The organism is Pseudoxanthomonas sp. J31 (assembly GCF_000510725.1).
Lineage (GTDB): Bacteria > Pseudomonadota > Gammaproteobacteria > Xanthomonadales > Xanthomonadaceae > Pseudoxanthomonas.
In genome coordinates, this window is the sequence record NZ_KI783312.1 from 253,738 (window position 1) to 273,172 (window position 19,435).

Genomic DNA, 19,435 nt, shown 5'->3' on the forward strand with positions numbered 1-19,435 from the left:
GGATCAGAACTTGTAGCGCACGCCCAGCATGTAGCGCGGTGCCTGGTCGACCAGGCGCACGATCTGGCTGCCAGTACGGCCGTGCCAGCGCACGTCCTCGCCGGTCAGGTTGATCGCCTCCAGGCTGAAGGCCCACTGGTCGTCGAGCTGGTAGGTGACGCTCAGGTCGATCTGGTCGTACTCCTCCACGTAGTACGGGTTGTGCGAGGCGTCGTCCTGGTTGCTGAGGATCAGGTACTCGTCGCGCCAGTTCCACGCCAGGCGGGCCGACCACCCGTACTTCTCGTACATCAGCATCAGGTTGGCGGTGTCGCTGAGGCCCAGCAGGGCGAACTGCTCGGCGATGGACGCGTTGTTGAAGCCGACGTCGCCGTTGACGATGGTGTAGTTGGCGTAGATGCCGAAGCCGGTGTCGCCGAAGAAGTACTGGCCGGCCAGTTCCCAGCCGTTGAGCTTGGCGGTGTGCTGGTTGACCGGCCGGCTGATGTTGAACTCGTACAGCGGGTCGGTCGGCAGGCCCTCGATGTCGTAGCGGCTTTCCATCTCCAGCGCCTGGCTGCCGTTGTAGGCCGCCAGCCCCCCGGTCTCGGTGGCGTTGCGCAGCATGGCCAGGGCGGTGAACAGGTTGGTGTCGCTGGCCGCGCAGGCGCTGTCGGGATTGCCGCCGGCCGCCTGCACCTGGGCCACGCAGTCCGCGCTGTCCAGGAACGCCAGCGCCGCCAGCGCATCCGGGCCCGAGGTCGGGTCGGTCAGGTCGTACATCGTGCCCCTCTCGACCGCGGTACCCAGGAAGTTGTTGACCGACTTGTTCCAGTAGGTCGCGCTCAGGTAGCTGGCATCGGCGAAGTACCACTCCAGGGCCAGGTCGACGTTGTTGGACTCCAGCGGCCGCAGCTTGGTGTTCTGTGCGTCGGCCGAGCCACGGCTGGATTCGTTCAGCAGCACCGAGCCATTCGGGCGGTTCACGTTGCCGGGGCCGGCGGCCAGGCTGGTGAACGGCGCGCGGGCGATGGTGCGGCCGAAGGAGGCGCGGCCCTTCAGGGTATCGGTGAAGTCGATCGAGAAATCCAGGTTCGGCAGGATGTAGCTGTAGCTGTTCGTGTCCCTGTACACCGTCGCGTCGCCCGGAGCGCCGTCCTTGATCTGGAAGTCGTTGTTGGACTGCCAGTTGATGGCCGCGCGGTTGGCCACCACGTTGACCGCCTCCACGTCGGTGGTCTCGTAGCGCAGGCCGAGCCGGGTGTTCACCGGCCGGCCGGCGAGCTGGCCCTCCAGGTCCACCTGGAAATACGCCGCGTGGGTCTTCTCCTCAACCATGCTGTTGGTGTTGAGGATCGGGTTGAGCCCGATGTCCGAGCCGTAGACGTCCCGTGCCCACTCCGCCAGCCCGCCGGCATTCCCGCGGAAGCCGCTGCGGAACGCGCCCGGGGCGCTGAAGTCGTCGAACATGCCGACCACGTCGTACGGGGTCAGCAGGCCCATCAGCCCGTTCTGCACGTCGCTGGCGACGTTGTCCACGCTCCAGTTGCCGAGCGTGTTGAAGTTCTCGGAATTGTTCTGCTGGCGCAGGGTGACCGTGGAGCTGTCCACGCCGAACTGGAAGCGGCCGTCGTCGAACACCCATTCGCCGTCGATGCGGCCCTGCTTGATCTCCGACTCCTGGCGCTGGGCGTTGATGCGCAGGACCTGGGAGCCGACCTGGCCCTCCTGCCAGGGCGGGTTGACCTGGCCGTTGGTGCCGGCCTGGGCGTCGGCCAGGGTCGGGTACCAGGTACGCGTGCCGATCGGCAGGCCGTTGTTGAACCGCAACTCCTGGGCATAGTGGCCGCCGCAGTTGGGTGCACCGGTGCCGACGCAGTTGTTGGTGCCGGCCACGCTGACGTACAGCGCGCCGCCGCCGGTCAGCGGGTCGTTCGGCTTGCTCTCGGTCTTGGAGTTGTGGGCGTCGAAGCTCAGGCGCAGGCTGTCGTTGACCCGCCAGTCGACGTTGAGGCCGATCTGGTTGAACTCGTACTTCTGCGCGTTGCGCTGCTGCTCCATGCCGAAGTCCTTGAACGGCGAGGAGCCGGCGGTGGAGATCTCGCGGATGTAGACCGGGGTGGCGATCGCGCCGCTGCGGTCGAACTCGACGTGCGTGTAGGCGTCGTTCTGCAGCCACATGCCCATCTCGCCGCGCTTTTCGGTGATCTCGTTGGTCGAGTGGGTGTAGTCCAGGGTGAACACGACGTCGTCATTGGGCGCGAACTGCAGCACGGCCTGCGCGTTGACGCGCTCGCGCTGGAAGTCCGAGAACGCGTAGCGGATGTCGTTCGGCCGCGCGTACAGCTCACCCACCTCCGGGGCGTTGACCACGGCGGGGTTGCCGGGCATCGAGCCGGTCCATTCCTGCACGTTCCATGCGTTCTCGGTGGCTTGGGTCGAGCCGGCGCGGCGCTTCTGCTGGCTGGCGCTCAGGCTGATGCCCCAGGCCTTGTCCGGATTGGCGTAGCTGAAGATGCCGGACACTTCCGGGGTGATGTCGGTGCCGAACGGCTGCGACTTGTCGTAGACGCCCTTGACGCCGGCGCTGGCGACCACCTCGCCGCCGCGGTTGTTGAACGGACGCGCGGTGAGGATGTTGATGGTGGCGCCGATGCCGCCGGAGGGAACATGCGCCTGGCCGGTCTTGTAGACCTCCAGGCCGCTGACCGCCTCCGACGCCAGCTGCGCGAAGTTGAACGCGCGGGTACCACCGTCCACGCCGCCCACTGCCACCTGCCCGGGCGATCCGAACGCGTCCGCGCCGGGGACCTGGCGGCCGTTGAGGGTGACCATGTTGAACTGCGGGCCGAAGCCGCGCGCGGTGACCTGGGCGCCTTCGCCGTCGCGGCGCTCGATCGAGATGCCGGTGATGCGTTGCAGGGACTCTGCAAGGTTGGTGTCGGGGAACTTGCCGATGTCCTCGGCGCTGACCGCGTCCACGATGCCCGCGGAATCTCGCTTGATGTTCATCGCCTGGTCGAGGCTGCTGCGCAGGCCGGTGACCTGCACGGCGTCGAGCTGGGTTGCATCCTGCGCGTCCTGCGCGAACGCCGGGTTGACCACGATCATGCCGCCGACGACGGTGAACATCGCCCGCGAGCGGAACTTCTTCAGCTTATGGTTCATTGGGGGGAGTCCTTGGCACTGGGGGGTTGGCGGCTATCCGGCGTGCGCTGGCGCGTGCGGACCGGGGGTGGCCGCCGTTACGCCGATAGACAGCGCTGGACATCGGGAACGCATGTACATCCTGGTACCTCCATCTCTCGGGCTTGCGAACGGGTGGTGTCCTTCGACCTCCGGCTCCGGTCCGGACGGCGCGTGCCGGCCGTGCTGGCTCGCCAGCTGCGGGACGGACTGCCTGGTCGGCGATCGGGATGGGCGCATTCTTCCGCGCGCCACTGCGCTGACAGGTGCCTTTCGATCGACCTGCGCGGCGGGCGCCTGTCAACGCGGGGCGAAGGGATAACAGCTGTCCTGCAGTGTGTCCAAGCACGGCGCGGCGTTATTGACACTTGCTATCGCGGCATCCGCACGGAAGCACGAGCCTGCGGTTCGGCGCTGCAAGCGATGCTTGCGAGCGCCCGCCATGCGGACGCTTGCTGCCGGCGCCGCGGCATTTCAAAACGACATGGCAATCAGCGCATTGCGGAATACGCATGTGTGTGCACGCCGCTGCTGCCGCGCGTCATCATTGCTTGCAGTGCCACGCACGCGGATTTCCCGATCGATCCGTGACTCGGCGGACGCGATGCCGCTCGTTGTGCGCCGCAGCACGACTCTCCGCGGGTAGCGTCGCGGCGCAGTGCCATGCGCGCCGGCGATGCTGGCCGCAACGCAGGGCATCCGCGTCGCGGTGGCCACGCGCGCACGCGGCCACCCCACCCGCGAAGCAACGCGGGCGGGGGGCAAGTGCGCCGCGGGGACTACTGGATCACGTCGATGAAGGTATTGATCGACAGCCGCCCGTTGAGCGGATCGGGCGGCGGCACGTTGTGGTTGTCGATCGTGGCCGAATGCAGCGAATTGCGCCGGTACATCACCAGGCGGTTGAACACGCCCTCGACCTGGCCGATGCGCTCGAACATCGGCGTGTCCTCGCCGATGTAACCCGGGCCGGGCGCGTCCGGTCCCTGGGCTTCTTCGTCCAGCTTGCGGTAATAGGCCTCGTGCCGGGTCTCGTCCACGTACTCGAAGCCGGTGGCGCGGTGGCGGTAGAACGCGGTGCCGCCCCAGTTGCCGCGGAACAGGTAGTGCACCGCGGCCAGGCCCTGGCGCGAGACCGCGTCGATGTGCGGGATGCGCTGCAGGAACATCAGCTGCTCCGGCGCCCGGGTGATCAGCGAGTAATGCGAGGTCGCGCGCAGCCGGCCCGGCCCGATCCCGAAGAACTCCTCCAGCAGCGGCTGCGCCAGGCGCTCCAGCAGCACTTCGTAGGACGCCGGCGCGCGCGCGCGGATGCCCGGGAAGAACGCGCCCTGCGGCGTGAAGTCCAGGCGCGCGGCCTTGCGCACCAGCCGCTCCGGATCGGCCACCAGCTGGTCCACGACCAGCAGCGGCGCGCCTTCGCGGCCGATGGAAAGGCGCTGGACGCGCAGCTGCGGGCTGAGGTCGATGATCATGCCTTGGCTCAGCCCACGGTCGAACGGCGCCGGTTGTGCCACACCGACGGGTCGGCCGGGCAATAGCGCTTGAGGAACTCGTGGTGCTGCGGCATCGCCTGCACCGCGCGCTCGATCGGGCGGCGCACGCCCTGCAGCAGGGTCTGCATGTCCGCGTCGCTCAGGCCGCGGGTGAGCGGATGGTGGTCCTTGGGCACCACGCCCTGCCCCAGCATGCAGTGGGTCCACGAATCCAGGCGGAACAGCTCGTCCTCGCCCTGCCAGGCGTAGGCGGTGTCGCGGAACACCTGGATGCGCTCGGCCAGCTCCGGCGGCAGCTGCATCTCGCGGCACTGCTTCCACATCGGCTCGTCGCGCTGGTTGAGGTGGTAGTGCAGGATGATGAAGTTGCGGATGTGCTCCAGCTCGTCGCGGCTGACCTTGTTGTAACGGTCCACCACCGCCTGGCTGATGCCCTCGAACGGGAACAGCTGCACCAGCCGCGTCACCGCGCTGAGGGTCAGGTGGATGCTGGTGGATTCCAGCGGTTCGATGAAGCTGCTGGCCAGGCCCAGCGAGACCACGTTCTTGTTCCAGGCCTGGCGGCGGCGCCCGGTGCGGAACGGCACCACCCACGGCTCGCGCACCAGCCTGTCGTCGGGATAGGCGGCGCGCAGCCTGGCCGCGGCCTCGTCGTCGGACATGTGCTCGCTGGAGAACACCCAGCCGCAGCCGACCCGGTGCTGCAAGGCGATGTGCCAGCGCCAGCCGGCCTCGTGCGCGATCGCCCGGGTGTACGGCACCGGCGGCACGTCCGACTCCACCTGCATGGCCACCGCGCGGTTGCACGGCAGCCAGTTGTTCCAGTCCTCGTAGCCGGTCTTCAGCGTCTGCTCGATCAGCAGGCCGCGGAAGCCGGTGCAGTCGATGAACAGGTCGCCCTCGAGCACCTGGCCATCCTCCAGCACCAGCGCCTGCACGTAGCCGCTTCCGGGATCCTGCCGGACCTGGGCGATCTTGCCCTCGACCCGCTTCAGGCCGCGGCCTTCGCACTTGGCGCGCATGAACGCCGCGTACAGCGCCGCGTCGAAGTGGTAGGCATAGCTGACGTCCGAGCGCTCAAGGCGGGTGGCGGCCTTGGTCCAGCGCATCGACCACTGCTGGGCGCTGTCGTTGGCGTCGAACAGCGCGAACCGGTCCAGGCGCGCGGCCGCCGTCTCCAGGCAGTAGTCGCCCAGGTCGGAGTGGATGCCGCGCCTGCGGCTCTCGAGCCAGAACTGGTGGAAATCGCACGACCAGGTGTTCACGCCGGTGGTGCCGAACGGGTGGAAGTAGCGTTCGCCAGGCCGCTTCCAGTTCTCGAAGGAGATGGCGAGCTTGAAGCTGCCGGCCACCGCCTTCATGAACTCGCGCTCGTCGATCTGCAGCAGGCGGTGGAAGGTGCGGATCGTGGGGATGGTGGACTCGCCCACGCCCACGGTACCGATCTCCTCCGATTCGACCAGGGTGATCTCCAGCAGGTCGCGGAACTGGTGGGTCAGCGCGCAGGCCGCCACCCAGCCTGCGGTCCCGCCGCCAGCGATCACCACCTTGCGGATCCGGTTGTTGTCCAAGACAGTCCCCCTCCATTGCGATGGCCGCCCGGGCCGCGATGGGCGGATGCGTGCGCCATCCCGTGGCGCCCGGATCCGCCGACCCGCCGCGGTCAGCGGTTGAGTTTGTTGATCAGGGCCGCCCGCATGCGGCGGGCGGAGGTTTCGTCGAACGGCGCCAGCTCGCCCCGCGCCTGCTCGGGCAGGTGCTCGCCGGCGCGCCCGGCCGGGCCGAACACGTAGTACTCGAACAGCTCGCGCCAGGCGCGCTTTTCCTGCTCCGGGCGGTCGCGGATCGACCACATCGCCAGGTTGAGCGCGTGCATCGGCGTGGGGATCCAGGCCGGCATGCTGCTCCACCAGTAGTTGACCAGCACGGTGAATGGATCCAGGCCCTGCACGTGGTGCCACCACATGCTGGGGATGAAGATCGCGTCGCCCGGCTCCAGCACCACCGTCTGCCCGGCCTTGATCGCCTCGGCGAAGCGCGGGTAACGCTCCAGGTCCGGGGCCTCGAAGTCGACCACGCTCACCGCCTGCCCGCCCGGCGTGGGATGCAACGGGCCGGGATAGAGGTTGTGCACCTGCTCCGGCGGGAACAGGGTGAAGCGGCGCCGGCCCACCGCGCAGCAGGCGATGTTGTTGGGCGCGTCGTAGTGGCAGGACGCGGTCACCCGGTTGCCGATCCAGATGCTCGGCGGCGCGGACACGCCGTGCCGCTCCAGGCCAAGGTCGTTGTGCCCGCGCAGGCTGGGCAGGCAGTAGTCGACCAGCAGCGAGGCCACGTAGTAGGTCGGCGGCGCCGGGTCGTCCTCGCAGGCGGCCAGCTCGTCCAGCACCTGGTCCAGGGTGCCGCGCCGCACCTCGCAGTTGAGGCGGGTGAAATCCTCGTTGTAGAACGGCCGTCCCGCCGTCGACGGCTCGCCCCAGTTGTATTGCAGCGGGCGGCCGTTGTAGTGGCTGCGCAGCAGCTCGCGCGCGGCCTGCGACGATTCCAGCCCGGCCCTGACCAGGCTCCAGTCGCGCGCCAGCCCCGGCAGCACGGTGGGCGTGGCCTCGGCGAGCAGCCGTTCCAGCGGCAGCGTCTCCGGCGTGCAGCCCTCGAGCACGCGCACTTTCGCGAGCCGGTCGAACATGCTCAGGCCGCCTTCCCCTCGGCTTCCTCGCGCAGGCGCCGCTGCTTCTCGGCGATCAGGCGCGACACGTTGTTCAGCGAGGCCAGGATCAGGTACACGCCCTCCAGCCAGCCCTCGCGGTGCAGTGCATGCAGCTGTTCGGCGTCCAGCGCCGCCAGGCGCTCGCGGTCGATCCCGTACAGCCCGGTCAGGTTGAACTGGTGCCCTTCGTCGACCCTGACGTCCAGGGTCACCGGCTGGATCAGGCCCAGCCGGTCCAGCTCCGGATACATCCGGCGCGCGCCCTCGACGCCGACGTGGATGCCGTGCAGCACGCGGATCACCTTCTCCAGGTACGGGCTGTTGCCGCCGTGCGGCGCGAACACCGGGTGGCCGTGGCCGTCGCGCAGGCGCGGGTGGTCAAGGTCCACGTGGATCACCGGCTCGTTGCGCAGCTGACCATCGACCATCTGCTCCTGGAAGCCGATCAGGAACGGGCCGCGCGCGATCACCGCCGGCAGGTAGTTGGCGTGCCAGGCGCCGTCGCGCAGGTACAGGTTCTCGCTCGGGCCGAAGCCCAGCAGCGCCACCGCGTGCCAGGACCCGTCCGGGTCCCTGCGCAGGAAGATCGGGTATTCGCGCTGCATCTCGGCGAACTCGGTCGGGAACGCCTCGACCATGCCGACGGCATCGCCGTAGTCGGCACTGAAGCGCGCGGACACGCGCAGGTGGCTGTGCGCGACGTTGTTGAGCAGTTCGTAACGGGCCATCTTGGCTCCAGCAGGTTGGTGCGGACCGCAGGGGGTCCTTTCCCCGGAAGCTGCGCTTCCCCGATTGACCATATCGGCACCGCGCACGGCCCGCAAGCGGACTTTGGCGCGGCTGCAGGCCGCGAAAAAAAGGGACCGTCGCCGGAGCGACGGTCCCTGTCCTTGCAGCGGTTACAGCTACGTCGTTCCCACGTCAGAAGGTGTAGCGCAGGCCCACCATGTAACGCGGGGACTGGTCGACCAGGCGCACGAACTGGCGGCTGGAACGGGCGTGCCAGCGCACGTCCTCGCCGGTGAGGTTGATGGCCTCGGCCGACACCGACAGGTTCTCGGTCAGCTTGTAGCTCACGCTCAGGTCGATCTGGTCGTACTCCTCGACGAAGTACGGGTTGCGGTTGTTGCCGTTCTGGTTGGCGGCCAGCAGGTACTCGTCGCGCCAGTTCCAGGCCAGGCGCGCCGACCAGCCGTACTTCTCGTACATCAGCACGAGGTTGGCGGTGTCGGACAGGCCGGTCAGGGCGAACACGTCGGTGCTCGGGTCGGCCGCGCGGTCCACGCCCACGTCGCCTTCGACGATGGTGTAGTTCGCCAGGACGCCGAAGCCGGTGTCGCCGAAGAAGTACTGGCCACCGATCTCCCAGCCATGCAGCGTGGCCCCGCGCTGGTTCACCGGGCGGTTGACGTCGAACTCGTACAGCGGGTCGCCGCGGCTGGCGTCGCCGATCACGTCGTACAGGGCCTCCAGCTCCAGCACCTGGGCGTTGGAACCGTTGTACGCGGACAGGCCACCGGTCTGGTCGGCGTAGCGCAGCAGCGCGGTGGCGGCGAACAGGGTGGTGTAGTCCTGCTTGCAGCCCTCGGACGGGTCGTTGCCGGCCGCGGTCACCTGGGCAATACACTGCGAGCTGCCCAGGAAGGCGTTGGCCGCCTGCGCGTCCGGGCCCGAGGTCGGGTCGGCCAGGCCGTACAGGTTCTCGCGGACCACGGTGTTGCCGATGAAGTTCTTGACCCGCTTGTTCCAGTAGGTCACGCCGATGAAGCTGGACGGGGCGAAGTACCACTCCAGGCCGATGTCGACGTTGTCCGACTCAAGCGGCAGCAGGCTCGGGGTCTGCGCGTTGCCGGTGGCGCGGTATTGCTCGCCGTACAGGATCGAGCCGCTCGGGATTCCCGGGTTCGGGCCGGCGTACAGGTTGCCGTACGGGGCGCGGGCGATGGTCTTGCTGAACGACGCGCGGCCCTTCAGGTCGGCGGTGAAGTCGATGCTGAAGTCCAGGTTCGGCAGCACGTAGCTGTAGCTGGCCGTCTCGGAGAACGGCATCGCCTCGGGCGAGTTGCGGATCTGGAAGTCGTTGTTCGACAGCCAGGCCATGCCCGACGGGACCTGGATGACCGAGGTCGACTTCACGTCGGTCTTCTCGTAGCGGACGCCGGCGACCATGTAGGTCGGGAAGTCGCCCAGCATGCCGTCCTGCTCCCACTGGATGTAGATCGACTTGGTCTTCTCCTGGACCAGGTTGTCGGCGTCGTACGCCGGGTACACGCTCGCCTTGATCTCGTCGCAGCGGTTCTGCGCGTTCCAGGCGGCCGGCGCGTTGCCCGCGGCGCACAGGCCCTCGGCCCACTGCGCCAGGCCGGTGGCGTTGCCGATCCACACGTTGGAGTCGGCGCCGTTGGTGTTGAAGTCCTCGAACAGCCTGGTGATGCTGAACTTGCGCAGGTGGTTGGCAATGTCCGCGATCTGGCCGCGGTCGGTCGAGGTCCAGTCGCCCAGGGTCATCAGGTGGGCATGGCCGTCGACGTTCAGGCGGCGCATCTTGCTGTCGCTGGAGTTGACGCCGAACAGGAAGCGGCCGTTGTCGAAGGAGAACTCGCCGTCGATGCGGCCTTCCTTGACCTCGCTGTCCTGGCGGGTCGACCAGATGCGCATGATCTGGCTGCCCAGGGTCTCCGGCGCAAAGTCGGAGTTGACCACGCCGTTGGTGTTGGCCAGGGCGTCGGCGGTGGTCGGGTACAGCGTGCGCCACATCACCGGCAGGCCGTTGCTGAAGCGGTACTCCTGGGTCCAGTTGTTGGTGCTCGGGTCGGGCGCGAAGCCGCCGAAGCTGAACGCGGTGGAGCTGCCGCCGGTGACCGGGTCGTTCGGGCGGCTGTTGACCTTGGTGTTGTGGGCGTCGAAGGTCAGGCTCAGGCGGTCGTTGACGTCCCACTTCACATTCAGGCCGATCGAGTCGAGCTCGTACTTCTGCTCGTCGCGCTGCTGCTCGAAGCCGAAGTCCTTGCCGCCGCCGGCCAGGTCGCGGATGTAGACCGGGGTCGCAACCTTCTTGTCACCGTCGAAGGTGACGTGGGTCAGGTTGTTCTGCAGCCACATGGTCTGCTCGCCACGGTCCTGCGCGATCTCGTTGGTCGAGTAGGTGTAGTCGAGGGTGAAGGTCAGCGCGTCGGTCGGGGCGAACTGCAGCACGCCCTGGGCGTTGGTGCGCTCGCGCTCGAAGTTCTGGTACGCGTAGCGCACGTCGTTCGGCATGGAGTAAAGCTGGCCGATCTCCGGCGCGTTCTCGATCACCGCGTCGGAACGGAACTTGCTGTCGGTGCCGGTCCAGCGGGCCACGTTCCAGCCGTTCTCGGTGGCCTGGGCCGAACCGCCGTGGCGCTTCTGGTAGCTGGCGTTCAGGCTCACGCCCCAGGTCTTGTCCGGGTTGGCGTAGCTGAAGATGCCCGAGATCTCGGGGGTGATGTCGCTGCCGATGGTCTGCGACTCGTCCTTCACCGCCTTGACGCCGGCGCTGGCGACCACTTCGCCGCCACGGTTGTTGAACGGGCGCGCGGTCAGGATGTCGATCGTGGCGCCGATGCCGCCGGACGGCTGCGAGGCGCGGCCGGTCTTGTACACGGTCACGCCGTTGATCGCCTCGGAGGCGAGCTGGGCGAAGTTGAAGCCGCGGGTACCGGAACCGATGCCGCCGACCTCCAGGCCGCCGCCGCCGAAGCCGTCGGCGCCCGGGATCTGGCGGCCGTTGAGGGTGACCAGGTTGTAGCCGGGGCCGAAGCCGCGCGCGGTGACCTGGGCGCCTTCGCCGTCGCGGCGCTCGATCGAGATGCCGGTGATGCGCTGCAGCGACTCGGCGAGGTTGGTGTCGGGGAACTTACCGATGTCCTCGGCGCTGATCGCGTCGACCACGCCGGGCGTGTCGCGCTTGATGTTCATCGCGTGGTCGAGGGAGCTGCGCAGGCCGGTCACCGTCACGGTGTCCAGCTGGGTCGCCTCCCGCGAGTCCTGCGCGAACGCGGGATTGATGACGATCATGCCGCCGACGATGGTGAACATCGCCCGCGAGCGGAGCTTCTTCAGCTTCTTGTGGTTCATCAGTAGGTCCTCAGCACTGGGAATTGACAGCCGTCGGCGTGCGCTGGCGCGTGCCCGACCGGAACCCGGCCGCAGTCACGCCGATAGACAGCGCTGGACATCGGAGATACGTGTACATCCTGTTAAACCTCCCCTCTCTCTGGTTCGAAATGGTGGTTCCTTCCGCCTTTTAGACGCAGGCGTTACCTGCTTTTCCCCCGGATCGCATTGCCCGGGTGTGTGCCGGCTCGAACGCCTCACCGGCGAATCTGGAAGAAAGGCGCGTTCCACGCCTCCCACGCGCTGGCCGCAAACTGTGAACTCCAGGTGCAGCAGTTAGCGGTACCAGTTAACGCGGGGCGAATGGATAACAGCTGTTTTCCAGGGTGTCCACAGTGCAGCGCAACAGTTTTTTTACTGTTTCGGCGGGAACATTCACGCGCACTAAACAACTGGAACATGACACCGCGGGCCAATATTCCTGGCACGTTCGGCCGATTCCGCCTTAATACGCGACCGCACTTTTGAAAGTGCCATACCAATCAAGGCATTGCGGAATGGAAACGTGTACACGGAATTTCCGTCCGCGCAGGTACGGAAATGCAAGCATTACTTGCATACCGGTCGGACGTAAGCGTCCGGCGCAAACGACAGCGACGGACATACTGCTGCGTCGCAACACAAATCTCCGCAAAGCCGGGCTGCCACTCCGCAACTCAAGCATTGCGCGTGGCGCCAGCCCCGCCCCCCGGGGCGGCACGGCTCAGGGCAGGAACGGGAAAACCAGCTTAAGCACGCCGCGCAGGGCACCCTCGGCGCTGGCGGCCACGGCCCTGGCACCGAGGCTGTTGATCGCATTGCGCACGTCCTGCCAGCGCAGGCTGGACACGTCCTTGCGCAGCAGCTCGGCCAGCTCCTGGGAGGCGGGCGCCAGCGCGCGCAGGCGCGCCACCACCACTTCGGTATCCGGCTGCAGGAAGCCGCTGCGCTCGGCCAGGGCCACCAGGGTGTCGAAGCGCACGGCCAGCACCTCGCGGTTGCGCTCGTAGACCGGCAGGCCGCCGGCATCGAGGATGGCCTGCTCGAACTGCTGGCGGTCGTCCGGGTGCTCGATGCGCACCGCGAGGAAACCCTCATTGCGGCTGCGCTCGCTGACGTGGCTGGCGCCGGCGCGCAGGTTGGCCTCGCCCAGGACGTGGCCGAGGATGCGGCGCAGGGCTTCGTCCGCCGGCTCGGCCACCAGCTGCCGCCAGCGCGCGTAGCCGTCGCGGCGCAGCGCGCGCAGCTTGGCCGGGGTCACCCGCAGCTGCGCCGCGGCGGCGTGGTTGCTGGCGTTGCGGTCGATCGCGCCGTCGCGCTCCAGCAGCACGAACACCAGCAGTTCCAGGTCGCGCTTGCTGAGCGCGCCGAAGCCCTGCAGCTGCGTCTGGCGCAGGAATTCGGAGGCGAACGCCGCCGGGTCTTTGAGTTCGAGCTGCTGCATGGGATTGGCCTCCTCCGGTGCCGCAGTATCGCCGGCGCCGGTCGCAGGGGCTGGGATGCGCTTGCAACCTCCGTCCCCCTTCGCGCCGGCAGGCGCAAGGATGGCACGGCGGCATACGCCGGCGTCGCGGCGTCCGCCCGGCCTGTGGCATCGTGTGCCGTCCGCCAGCCGGCGACCATCCGCACGACGCACACCATCTATATGGAGGGACCATGCTCGACACCGGACTGACCCGCCGCCACCTGCTGGCCGCCATGGCCGGCGCCGGCATCGGCGCCGCCCTGCCCGCCTCGGCCGCGCCGCGCCCGGTCGCCGGCGCGGCCCGCGGCACCCACGCCGGCCGCCGCCCGGATTCGATCGGCGTGGCCCTGGTCGGGCTGGGCTACTACGCCACCAACCTGCTTGCCCCAGGGCTGCAGCTGACCCGCAACTGCCACCTCGCCGGCATCGTCACCGGCTCGCCGGACAAGATCCCGGAATGGCAGCGCAAGTACGGCATTCCCGACCGCAACGTCTACAGCTACGACGACTTCGACCGCATCGCCGGCAACCCGGACATCCAGGCGGTCTACATCGTCACTCCCAACGACCTGCACAAGCCGCTGGCCCTGCGCGCGGCCGCCGCCGGCAAGCACGTGTGGTGCGAGAAGCCGATGGCGATGGACGCCGCCGAGGCCCAGGAGATGATCGATGCCTGCCGCGCCGCCGGCGTGCAGCTGGCCATCGGCTACCGCCTGCAGCACCAGCCCAGCACCCTGCGCCTGCGCGCGATGGCGAAGGAGAAGCCGTACGGGCGCATCCTCAAGGTGCGCGCCGACGCCGGCTTCCACGCCTACGACGACGTCGACCCGGCCAACAAGCCGTGGCGCCTGCTGCCGCAGCACGGCGGCGGCGCGATGTACGACATGGGCGTGTACTCGCTGCAGGGCGCGCGCTACATCACCGGCCAGGAGCCGGTGGCGGTGAGCGCGCGCAGCGGGACCACGCGCCCGCACCTGTTCGAGGGCGTGGACGAGACCACGCATTTCACCCTGGAGTTCGCCGATGGCCTGGTGGCGGAGTGCTCGACCAGCTTCGGCCGCAACATGAACCTCCTGCGCGCCGACTGCGAGCGCGGCTGGTACCAGCTGGAGCCGTTCCAGACCTACAACGGCCTGGCCGGCCGCACCAGCGACGGCCAGCTGTTCGATGACGGCGGCGTGCCGCACCAGCAGGCGCTGCAGATGGACAACGACGCGCTGGCGATCCTCGAGGGCCGGCCGCCGCTGGTTCCGGGCGAGGAAGGCCTGCGCGACATGCGCGTGGTCGACGCGGTCTACGCCTCCGCGCGCGAGGGCGGCCGCCGCATCGTGCTGTAGCCGGTTAATCCGCGCTTCACCGCGCTGCTTCCAGGCTCAGGCCCCCGCACCGGACCCAGGAGCCAAGCATGAGCCGGACCCCTGCCCGCCTCGCCGCCGCGCTGCTGTTGGCCGCCGCCAGCGGCGGCGCGCTGGCCCAGGCCGCCACCCTGCCCCTGCCGCCCGATCCGCCGCCGCCGGCGGCCGCGCCCATGCAGCGGCAGAGCGGCATGGTGGTGATCGAGCGCGGCAACGACGAGCGCGTCGTCGTCCGTTCCTACGAACCGGACAGCGTGGTCGGCGAGTACCGCATCGACTTCGATGCCATGGACGCCAACGGCGACGGCGTCATCGACCGCCGCGAGGCCGCGGCCAATCCCACCCTGGAAGCGGAGTTCCGCGCGGTCGACGAGAACGGCGACGGCCACCTGGACCGGGCGGAACTGTCCGGCTGGATCCGCTGAGCTAGAGCCCGGCGGCGTGCCGCCACAGCGCGCGCTTGAGCGGCGGCAGGCGACCGGCCAGGCCCAGCAGGTGCCCGCGCAGCAGGGTGGGCACCGGGTGGGCGTTGGAGAACACGGTATTGATCGCCTCGAACGCGTGCGCGGAGACCGTGTTGTCGCTCAGGCGCCGCCGCTCCCAGCGCTGCAGCCGGTGTGGCGCGGTCCAGTCGGCGCCGCGGCGCAGCGCCGCGGCCACTTCGTCCTGCAGCGCCGCCACGTCGCGCAGGCCCAGGTTCACGCCCTGCCCGGCCAGCGGATGCACCACGTGCGCCGCGTCGCCCAGCACCAGCACGCGCCCGGCAACCTGTTGCCGCACCAGCTGGCGGCGCAGCGGGAAGGCGGCGCGCTTCGACGCCAGTTCCACCTTGCCCAGGCGAGCGGCCGAGGCATCACCCAGCTCGATCGCGAACCGCTCTTCGTCCAGTTCCAGCACGCGCGCCGCCTCGGCATCCGGCAGGCTCCACACGATCGACGCCAGGCCATCGGTGAACGGCAGCAGCGCCAGCGGGCCGGTGGGCAGGAAGCGCTGCCAGGCGGTGGCCTGGTGCGACTGCTCCGTCCTGATGTAGGCGACCACGCCGCGCTGGCCGTAGTCGTGGGCGTCGACCTCCAGCCCGGCCAGGCGCCGCAGCGCCGACGCGGCGCCATCGGCGGCCACCGCCAGGCGCGACTCCAGCCGGGTGCCGTCGTCCAGGCGCAGGCGCACGCCGGCCGGGTCCTGCTCCATCGCCTCCACCCGCGCCGGGGTGTGGCAACGCACGCCGGCAATGGCCAGGGCCGCCCACAGGCGGTCGGCCAGCAGGTCGTTTTCCACGATCCAGCCCAGCTCCGGGCGGCCCATCGAGGCGGCATCGAACACCAGCTCGTTGCCGCCGGCCGCGTCCCATACCCGCATGCGGCGGTAGGGCTGGGCACGCGCGTCCAGCACCTGCGGCCACACGCCCAGGCGCTGCAGCAGCGCGGCGTTGTCCGGCGCCAGTGCGTACACGCGCAGGTCCGGCTGTTCGCGCGACCAGCGCGGCGCCGGGCGCGGCTCGACCAGGGCCACCTCCAGCCCGGCACGCGCCAGGGCCAGGGCGCAGGCCGCACCGACCACGCCGCCGCCGGCGACCACCACGTCCAGGCGCACGCGGCTCATCGGCACAGCTCCGGCACGTCGCCGCGGAAGCCCATGGCCCCGCCGACCAGCCAGGCCTGCAGCCAGGCGGCGCGGTCGGCGGCCAGCAGGCCCAGGCTACGCAGCGGGCGCAGCAGCGGCGAGGGGTTGGAGGTCAGCCGCGCCAGCCCGTCGGAGAACGCCAGGGTGCGTTCGCGGTCCTCGCGGCGGCGTTCGGCATGGCGCGCCAGCAGCGCCTCGGCGCCCGGATCGGCCGGCGCAGCACGCAGCAGCTCGGCCAGGGTCAGGGCATCGCGCAGACCCAGGTTGAAGCCCTGCGCACCCACCGGGTGGATGGTCTGGGCGGCATTGCCCAGCAGCACCGCGCGCGGCGCCACCAGGCTGGCGGCCAGCACCTGCGCGATCGGGTAGGCGCTGCGCTCGCCGGCGGCGAGGAAGCGGCCGGCGCGCCAGCCAAACGCGGACTGGATCCGCGCCAGCCAGCCGGCCTCGTCCAGCGCGGCCACTTCCGCGGCCTGCGCGGAGGGCACGCCGTGGACCACGCCGAAGGCGCGGTCGCCGCGCGGCAACAGCGCGGTGGGACCGCTGTCGGTGAAACGCTCCCAGGCGGTGCCGTCGGCCGGGCGCTCGCCGCGCACGCGCGCCACGAACAGGGTCTGGCCATAGTCGTGGCGGCGCACGCCGATCCCCAGCGCCGCGCGCACCGCGCTGCCGGTGCCGTCGGCCGCCACCAGCAGGCGGGTGCGCAGCGACAGCGGGCCTTCGCCGGTTTCCAGGCGCAGGCCGCGGACGCCGTCGCCGGCCTCCTCCAGACCGGCGAAGCGCGCCGGGCGGTAGCGCACCAGGCCCTGGACCCGGGACAGCCGCGCCTCCAGCGCCTGGCCGAAGTCGCGCGCCACCACCACCTGCCCGAAGGCCTCGCGTCCGTAGTCGGCCGCGTCCAGCTGCACCCGGCCGAAGTCGCCGGCGCGGCTGACGTGGATGCGGCGGATCGGGCCGGCCGGCGCCTGCAGGCTGGACAGCACGCCCAGCGCCTGCAGCGCGTTGACCGAGGCCTGGGCCAGGCTCAGGTTGCGCTGGTCGAACACGGCCGGCAGTTCGCCGGCCGGGGTGGCCTCGACCAGGGCCACGTCCAGCGCCAGCCCGTCCAGGGCGATCGCCAGGCTGGCGCCGACCAGGCCGCCACCGACGATCACGACATCATGCGTTCGGATCATCGGCACATGATACGCGGCGCCGTGCATGCGCCGCGGCGGCGGCCGACGCGGCGCCACGCCCTCGGCTAGAATGCCGGCCACGTTATCCACCAGGCCCCGTGCAATGACCGCCACCAGCCAACGCCTCTTCGTCCTGTCCGTCCTGGCCCTGCTGATGGCCGCCTCGCGCGCCCACGTGTTCGACCACTTCTCGCCGCCGGACGCCAGCTGGGCGGTGTTCTTCGTGGCCGGCTTCGCCCTGCGCGGCTGGGGACGCTGGGTCTTCCCGGTGCTGATGGCGCTGGCCATGGGCGTGGACTGGATGGTGATCTCGCGCCAGGCCGCCTCGTTCTGGGACCACTACTGCGTCTCGGCCGCCTACTGGGGCCTGATCCCGGCCTACGGCGCGCTGTGGGCCGGCGGCAGCTGGCTGCGCCGCCGCTACGACGGGGCCAGCCTGGCCCAGGCCGGGCGCCTGCTCGGCGCCTTCCTGGTCGCCGTGGTCGCCTGCCAGCTGGTCGCCCAGGGCACCTTCTACTGGTACAGCGGCGTGGTCGCCGAGCCGACCGTGGCCGGCTGGTGGAAGAACTTCATGGACTGGCTGCCCGGTTACGTGGGCACCGCCGCCACCTACACCGCCATCGCCGCCGCGCTGCAGGTGGCGGCCGAGCGCATCGCCCCGGCGCTGCGCCTGGACCGCAGCCAGGCCGCCGGCTGAGGCGCCATGGGCAACCGGCTGTCGAAGATCTACACCCGTACCGGCGACGACGGCAGCACCGGGCTGGGTGACGGCAGCCGCACCGGCAAGGACTCGCTGCGGGTCGCCGCCTACGGCACCGTGGACGAGGCCAATTCCGCGATTGGCGTGGTCCTGGCCGCGCCGGACGTGCCGGACGACGTGCGCCAGCTGCTGACCACGGTCCAGCACCAGCTGTTCGACCTCGGCGGCGAGCTGTGCATCCCCGGCCACGCCGCCATCGCCGAGTCCGACGTGGCCGGCCTGGAGCAGGCCCTGGACCGCTACAACGAGGCCCTGCCGCCGCTGAAGGACTTCATCCTCCCGGCCGGCGGCGAGGCCGCGGCGCGCTGCCACCTGGCCCGCACCATCGTCCGCCGCGCCGAGCGCGAGGCGGTTGCGCTGTCCCGCGCCGAGGCGGTCCGCGGCGAGGCCCTGCGCTACCTCAACCGCCTGTCCGACCTGCTGTTCGTGCTGGCCCGGGTGCTGGCGCGCGCCGCCGGCGAGGGCGAGGTGCTGTGGCGCCATGAGCGGCGCCATCCCGGGGCCTGACCCCTCCACAGGTTCTATGGCGCCGGCCCGCGGCGCGCGGTAGCGTGGGCCCATGCTCGCCTGGACCCATCCCGCCTGCCTGGCCCACGACACCGGCCCGGACCATCCGGAACAGCCCGCCCGCCTGCAGGTGGTGATCGAGGCCCTGCAGCACCACTGCCCTGGCCTGGACTGGCGCGAGGCCCCGGCGGCGGCGCGCGGCGACCTATGCCGGGTGCATGCGGCGGAGATGGTCGACCAGGTGCTGGCGCCGGTGGTGTCCGGGATCCAGCACATCGATGCCGAGACCGTGGTCTCGCCCGGCTCGGCGCGCGCGGCCGTGCACGCCGCCGGCGCCGGGATCGCCGCGGTGGACGCGGCGATGGCCGGCCCGGAGCGGGTCGCGTTCTGCGCGGTGCGCCCGCCCGGCCACCACGCCACCGCCGACACCCCGATGGGCTTCTGCCTGCTCAACAACATCGCCGTGGCCGCGGCCTACGCCCGCGACCGCCACGGCCTGGAGCGGATCGCCATCGTCGATTTCGACGTGCACCACGGCAATGGCACCCAGGCGATCTTCCGCGAAGACCCGGCGGTGGCCTACTTCAGCACCCACCAGTCCGGGCTGTACCCGCACACCGGCCACAACCGCGAGCGCGGGGTCGGCAACCTGCACAACGTGCTGCTGCCGCCCGGCAGCGGCGGCTTCCGCTTCCGCAACACCTGGGCCGACCACCTGCTGCCGATGCTGGACGACTTCCGCCCGCAGCTGCTGCTGGTCTCCGCCGGCTTCGACGCGCACCTGGCCGACCCGCTGGCGGACCTGATGCTGGACGCGGACGACTTCGCCTGGCTGAGCACCGAGCTGCTGGGCATCGCCCTGCGCCATGCCCAGGGCCGGCTGGTGTCGATGCTGGAGGGCGGCTACAACCTCGACGCCCTGGCCGAGTGCTGCGTGGCCCATGTCAAGGCCCTCGGCGGCTGAACCCGGGCCGGCCGCGGGACGGCCGTTCATTGCCCGCATGCACCCGCATCCGGCAAGCTACCGCCGATTTCCGGCCCGGATGCCCCCTCCCTCGTGCGACGC

14 protein-coding genes are annotated in these 19,435 nt (G+C 70.1%); 5 read left to right on the top strand and 9 right to left on the bottom strand.

All coding sequences use genetic code 11. From position 1 onward, the window contains the following. Positions 1 to 3: 3 nt before the first annotated feature. From PSEJ31_RS0115315 to PSEJ31_RS0115345, 7 genes are all read right to left on the bottom strand, one after another. Positions 4 to 3,147: a TonB-dependent receptor gene (locus PSEJ31_RS0115315; RefSeq protein ID WP_028915959.1), complete on the bottom strand. Its 3,144-nt coding sequence runs from the start codon at positions 3,145 to 3,147 to the stop codon at positions 4 to 6. Positions 3,148 to 3,944: 797 nt separating this feature from the next. Continuing rightward, positions 3,945 to 4,640: a DUF6445 family protein gene (locus PSEJ31_RS0115320; protein ID WP_028915960.1), complete on the bottom strand. Its 696-nt coding sequence runs from the start codon at positions 4,638 to 4,640 to the stop codon at positions 3,945 to 3,947. Positions 4,641 to 4,648: 8 nt separating this feature from the next. Further along, a complete protein-coding gene (locus tag PSEJ31_RS0115325) occupies positions 4,649 to 6,232 on the bottom strand; it encodes a tryptophan halogenase family protein (RefSeq protein WP_028915961.1) in 1,584 nt (527 codons plus the stop codon). A 92-nt stretch (positions 6,233 to 6,324) separates the two neighbouring features. Then, positions 6,325 to 7,347, bottom strand: a complete 1,023-nt coding sequence (locus PSEJ31_RS0115330; RefSeq protein WP_019398287.1) for a cupin-like domain-containing protein — start codon at positions 7,345 to 7,347, stop codon at positions 6,325 to 6,327. Positions 7,348 to 7,349: 2 nt separating this feature from the next. After that, positions 7,350 to 8,096: a SapC family protein gene (locus PSEJ31_RS0115335; RefSeq protein ID WP_028915962.1), complete on the bottom strand. Its 747-nt coding sequence runs from the start codon at positions 8,094 to 8,096 to the stop codon at positions 7,350 to 7,352. A 193-nt stretch (positions 8,097 to 8,289) separates the two neighbouring features. Continuing rightward, positions 8,290 to 11,466 carry a TonB-dependent receptor gene (locus tag PSEJ31_RS0115340; protein ID WP_028915963.1) on the bottom strand — a complete coding sequence of 1,059 codons (3,177 nt, stop codon included), beginning with the start codon at positions 11,464 to 11,466 and terminating at the stop codon, positions 8,290 to 8,292. Positions 11,467 to 12,208: 742 nt separating this feature from the next. Further along, the gene (locus PSEJ31_RS0115345; RefSeq protein ID WP_019398284.1) at positions 12,209 to 12,928 is read right to left on the bottom strand and encodes a hypothetical protein; all 720 of its coding nucleotides are present in this window, start codon (positions 12,926 to 12,928) and stop codon (positions 12,209 to 12,211) included. 212 nt (positions 12,929 to 13,140) lie between these two features. Between PSEJ31_RS0115345 and PSEJ31_RS0115350 the strand changes: the two genes are divergently transcribed. Together PSEJ31_RS0115350 and PSEJ31_RS0115355 are read left to right on the top strand one after the other, a co-directional pair. Next, on the top strand, positions 13,141 to 14,286 hold the full coding sequence (locus PSEJ31_RS0115350; protein ID WP_028915964.1) for a Gfo/Idh/MocA family oxidoreductase: 1,146 nt from the start codon (positions 13,141 to 13,143) through the stop codon (positions 14,284 to 14,286). Between the two features lie 68 nt (positions 14,287 to 14,354). Then, the gene (locus tag PSEJ31_RS0115355) at positions 14,355 to 14,729 is read left to right on the top strand and encodes a hypothetical protein (protein ID WP_028915965.1); all 375 of its coding nucleotides are present in this window, start codon (positions 14,355 to 14,357) and stop codon (positions 14,727 to 14,729) included. 1 nt (position 14,730) lies between these two features. On the opposite strand, the gene PSEJ31_RS0115360 is transcribed toward PSEJ31_RS0115355, so the two are convergent. Then, entirely contained in the window at positions 14,731 to 15,906 is a 1,176-nt protein-coding gene (locus PSEJ31_RS0115360; RefSeq protein ID WP_028915966.1) for a UbiH/UbiF family hydroxylase, read from the bottom strand. Continuing rightward, the gene (ubiH, locus tag PSEJ31_RS0115365) at positions 15,903 to 17,102 is read right to left on the bottom strand and encodes a 2-octaprenyl-6-methoxyphenyl hydroxylase (protein WP_026010453.1); all 1,200 of its coding nucleotides are present in this window, start codon (positions 17,100 to 17,102) and stop codon (positions 15,903 to 15,905) included. Before ubiH ends, PSEJ31_RS0115360 begins: the two co-directional genes overlap by 4 nt. 103 nt (positions 17,103 to 17,205) lie before the next feature. On the opposite strand from ubiH, the gene PSEJ31_RS0115370 reads away from it, so the two are divergent. Genes PSEJ31_RS0115370 through PSEJ31_RS0115380 form a run of 3 tightly spaced genes read left to right on the top strand, consistent with a single transcriptional unit; the run spans position 17,206 to position 19,333 of the window. After that, positions 17,206 to 17,799: a hypothetical protein gene (locus PSEJ31_RS0115370; protein WP_019398279.1), complete on the top strand. Its 594-nt coding sequence runs from the start codon at positions 17,206 to 17,208 to the stop codon at positions 17,797 to 17,799. A gap of 6 nt (positions 17,800 to 17,805) precedes the next feature. After that, positions 17,806 to 18,369 (top strand): cob(I)yrinic acid a,c-diamide adenosyltransferase, encoded by a 564-nt coding sequence (locus PSEJ31_RS0115375; protein ID WP_019398278.1) that lies wholly within the window; start codon positions 17,806 to 17,808, stop codon positions 18,367 to 18,369. Between the two features lie 52 nt (positions 18,370 to 18,421). Then, entirely contained in the window at positions 18,422 to 19,333 is a 912-nt protein-coding gene (locus PSEJ31_RS0115380; protein WP_028915967.1) for a histone deacetylase family protein, read from the top strand. Positions 19,334 to 19,435: the final 102 nt, after the last annotated feature.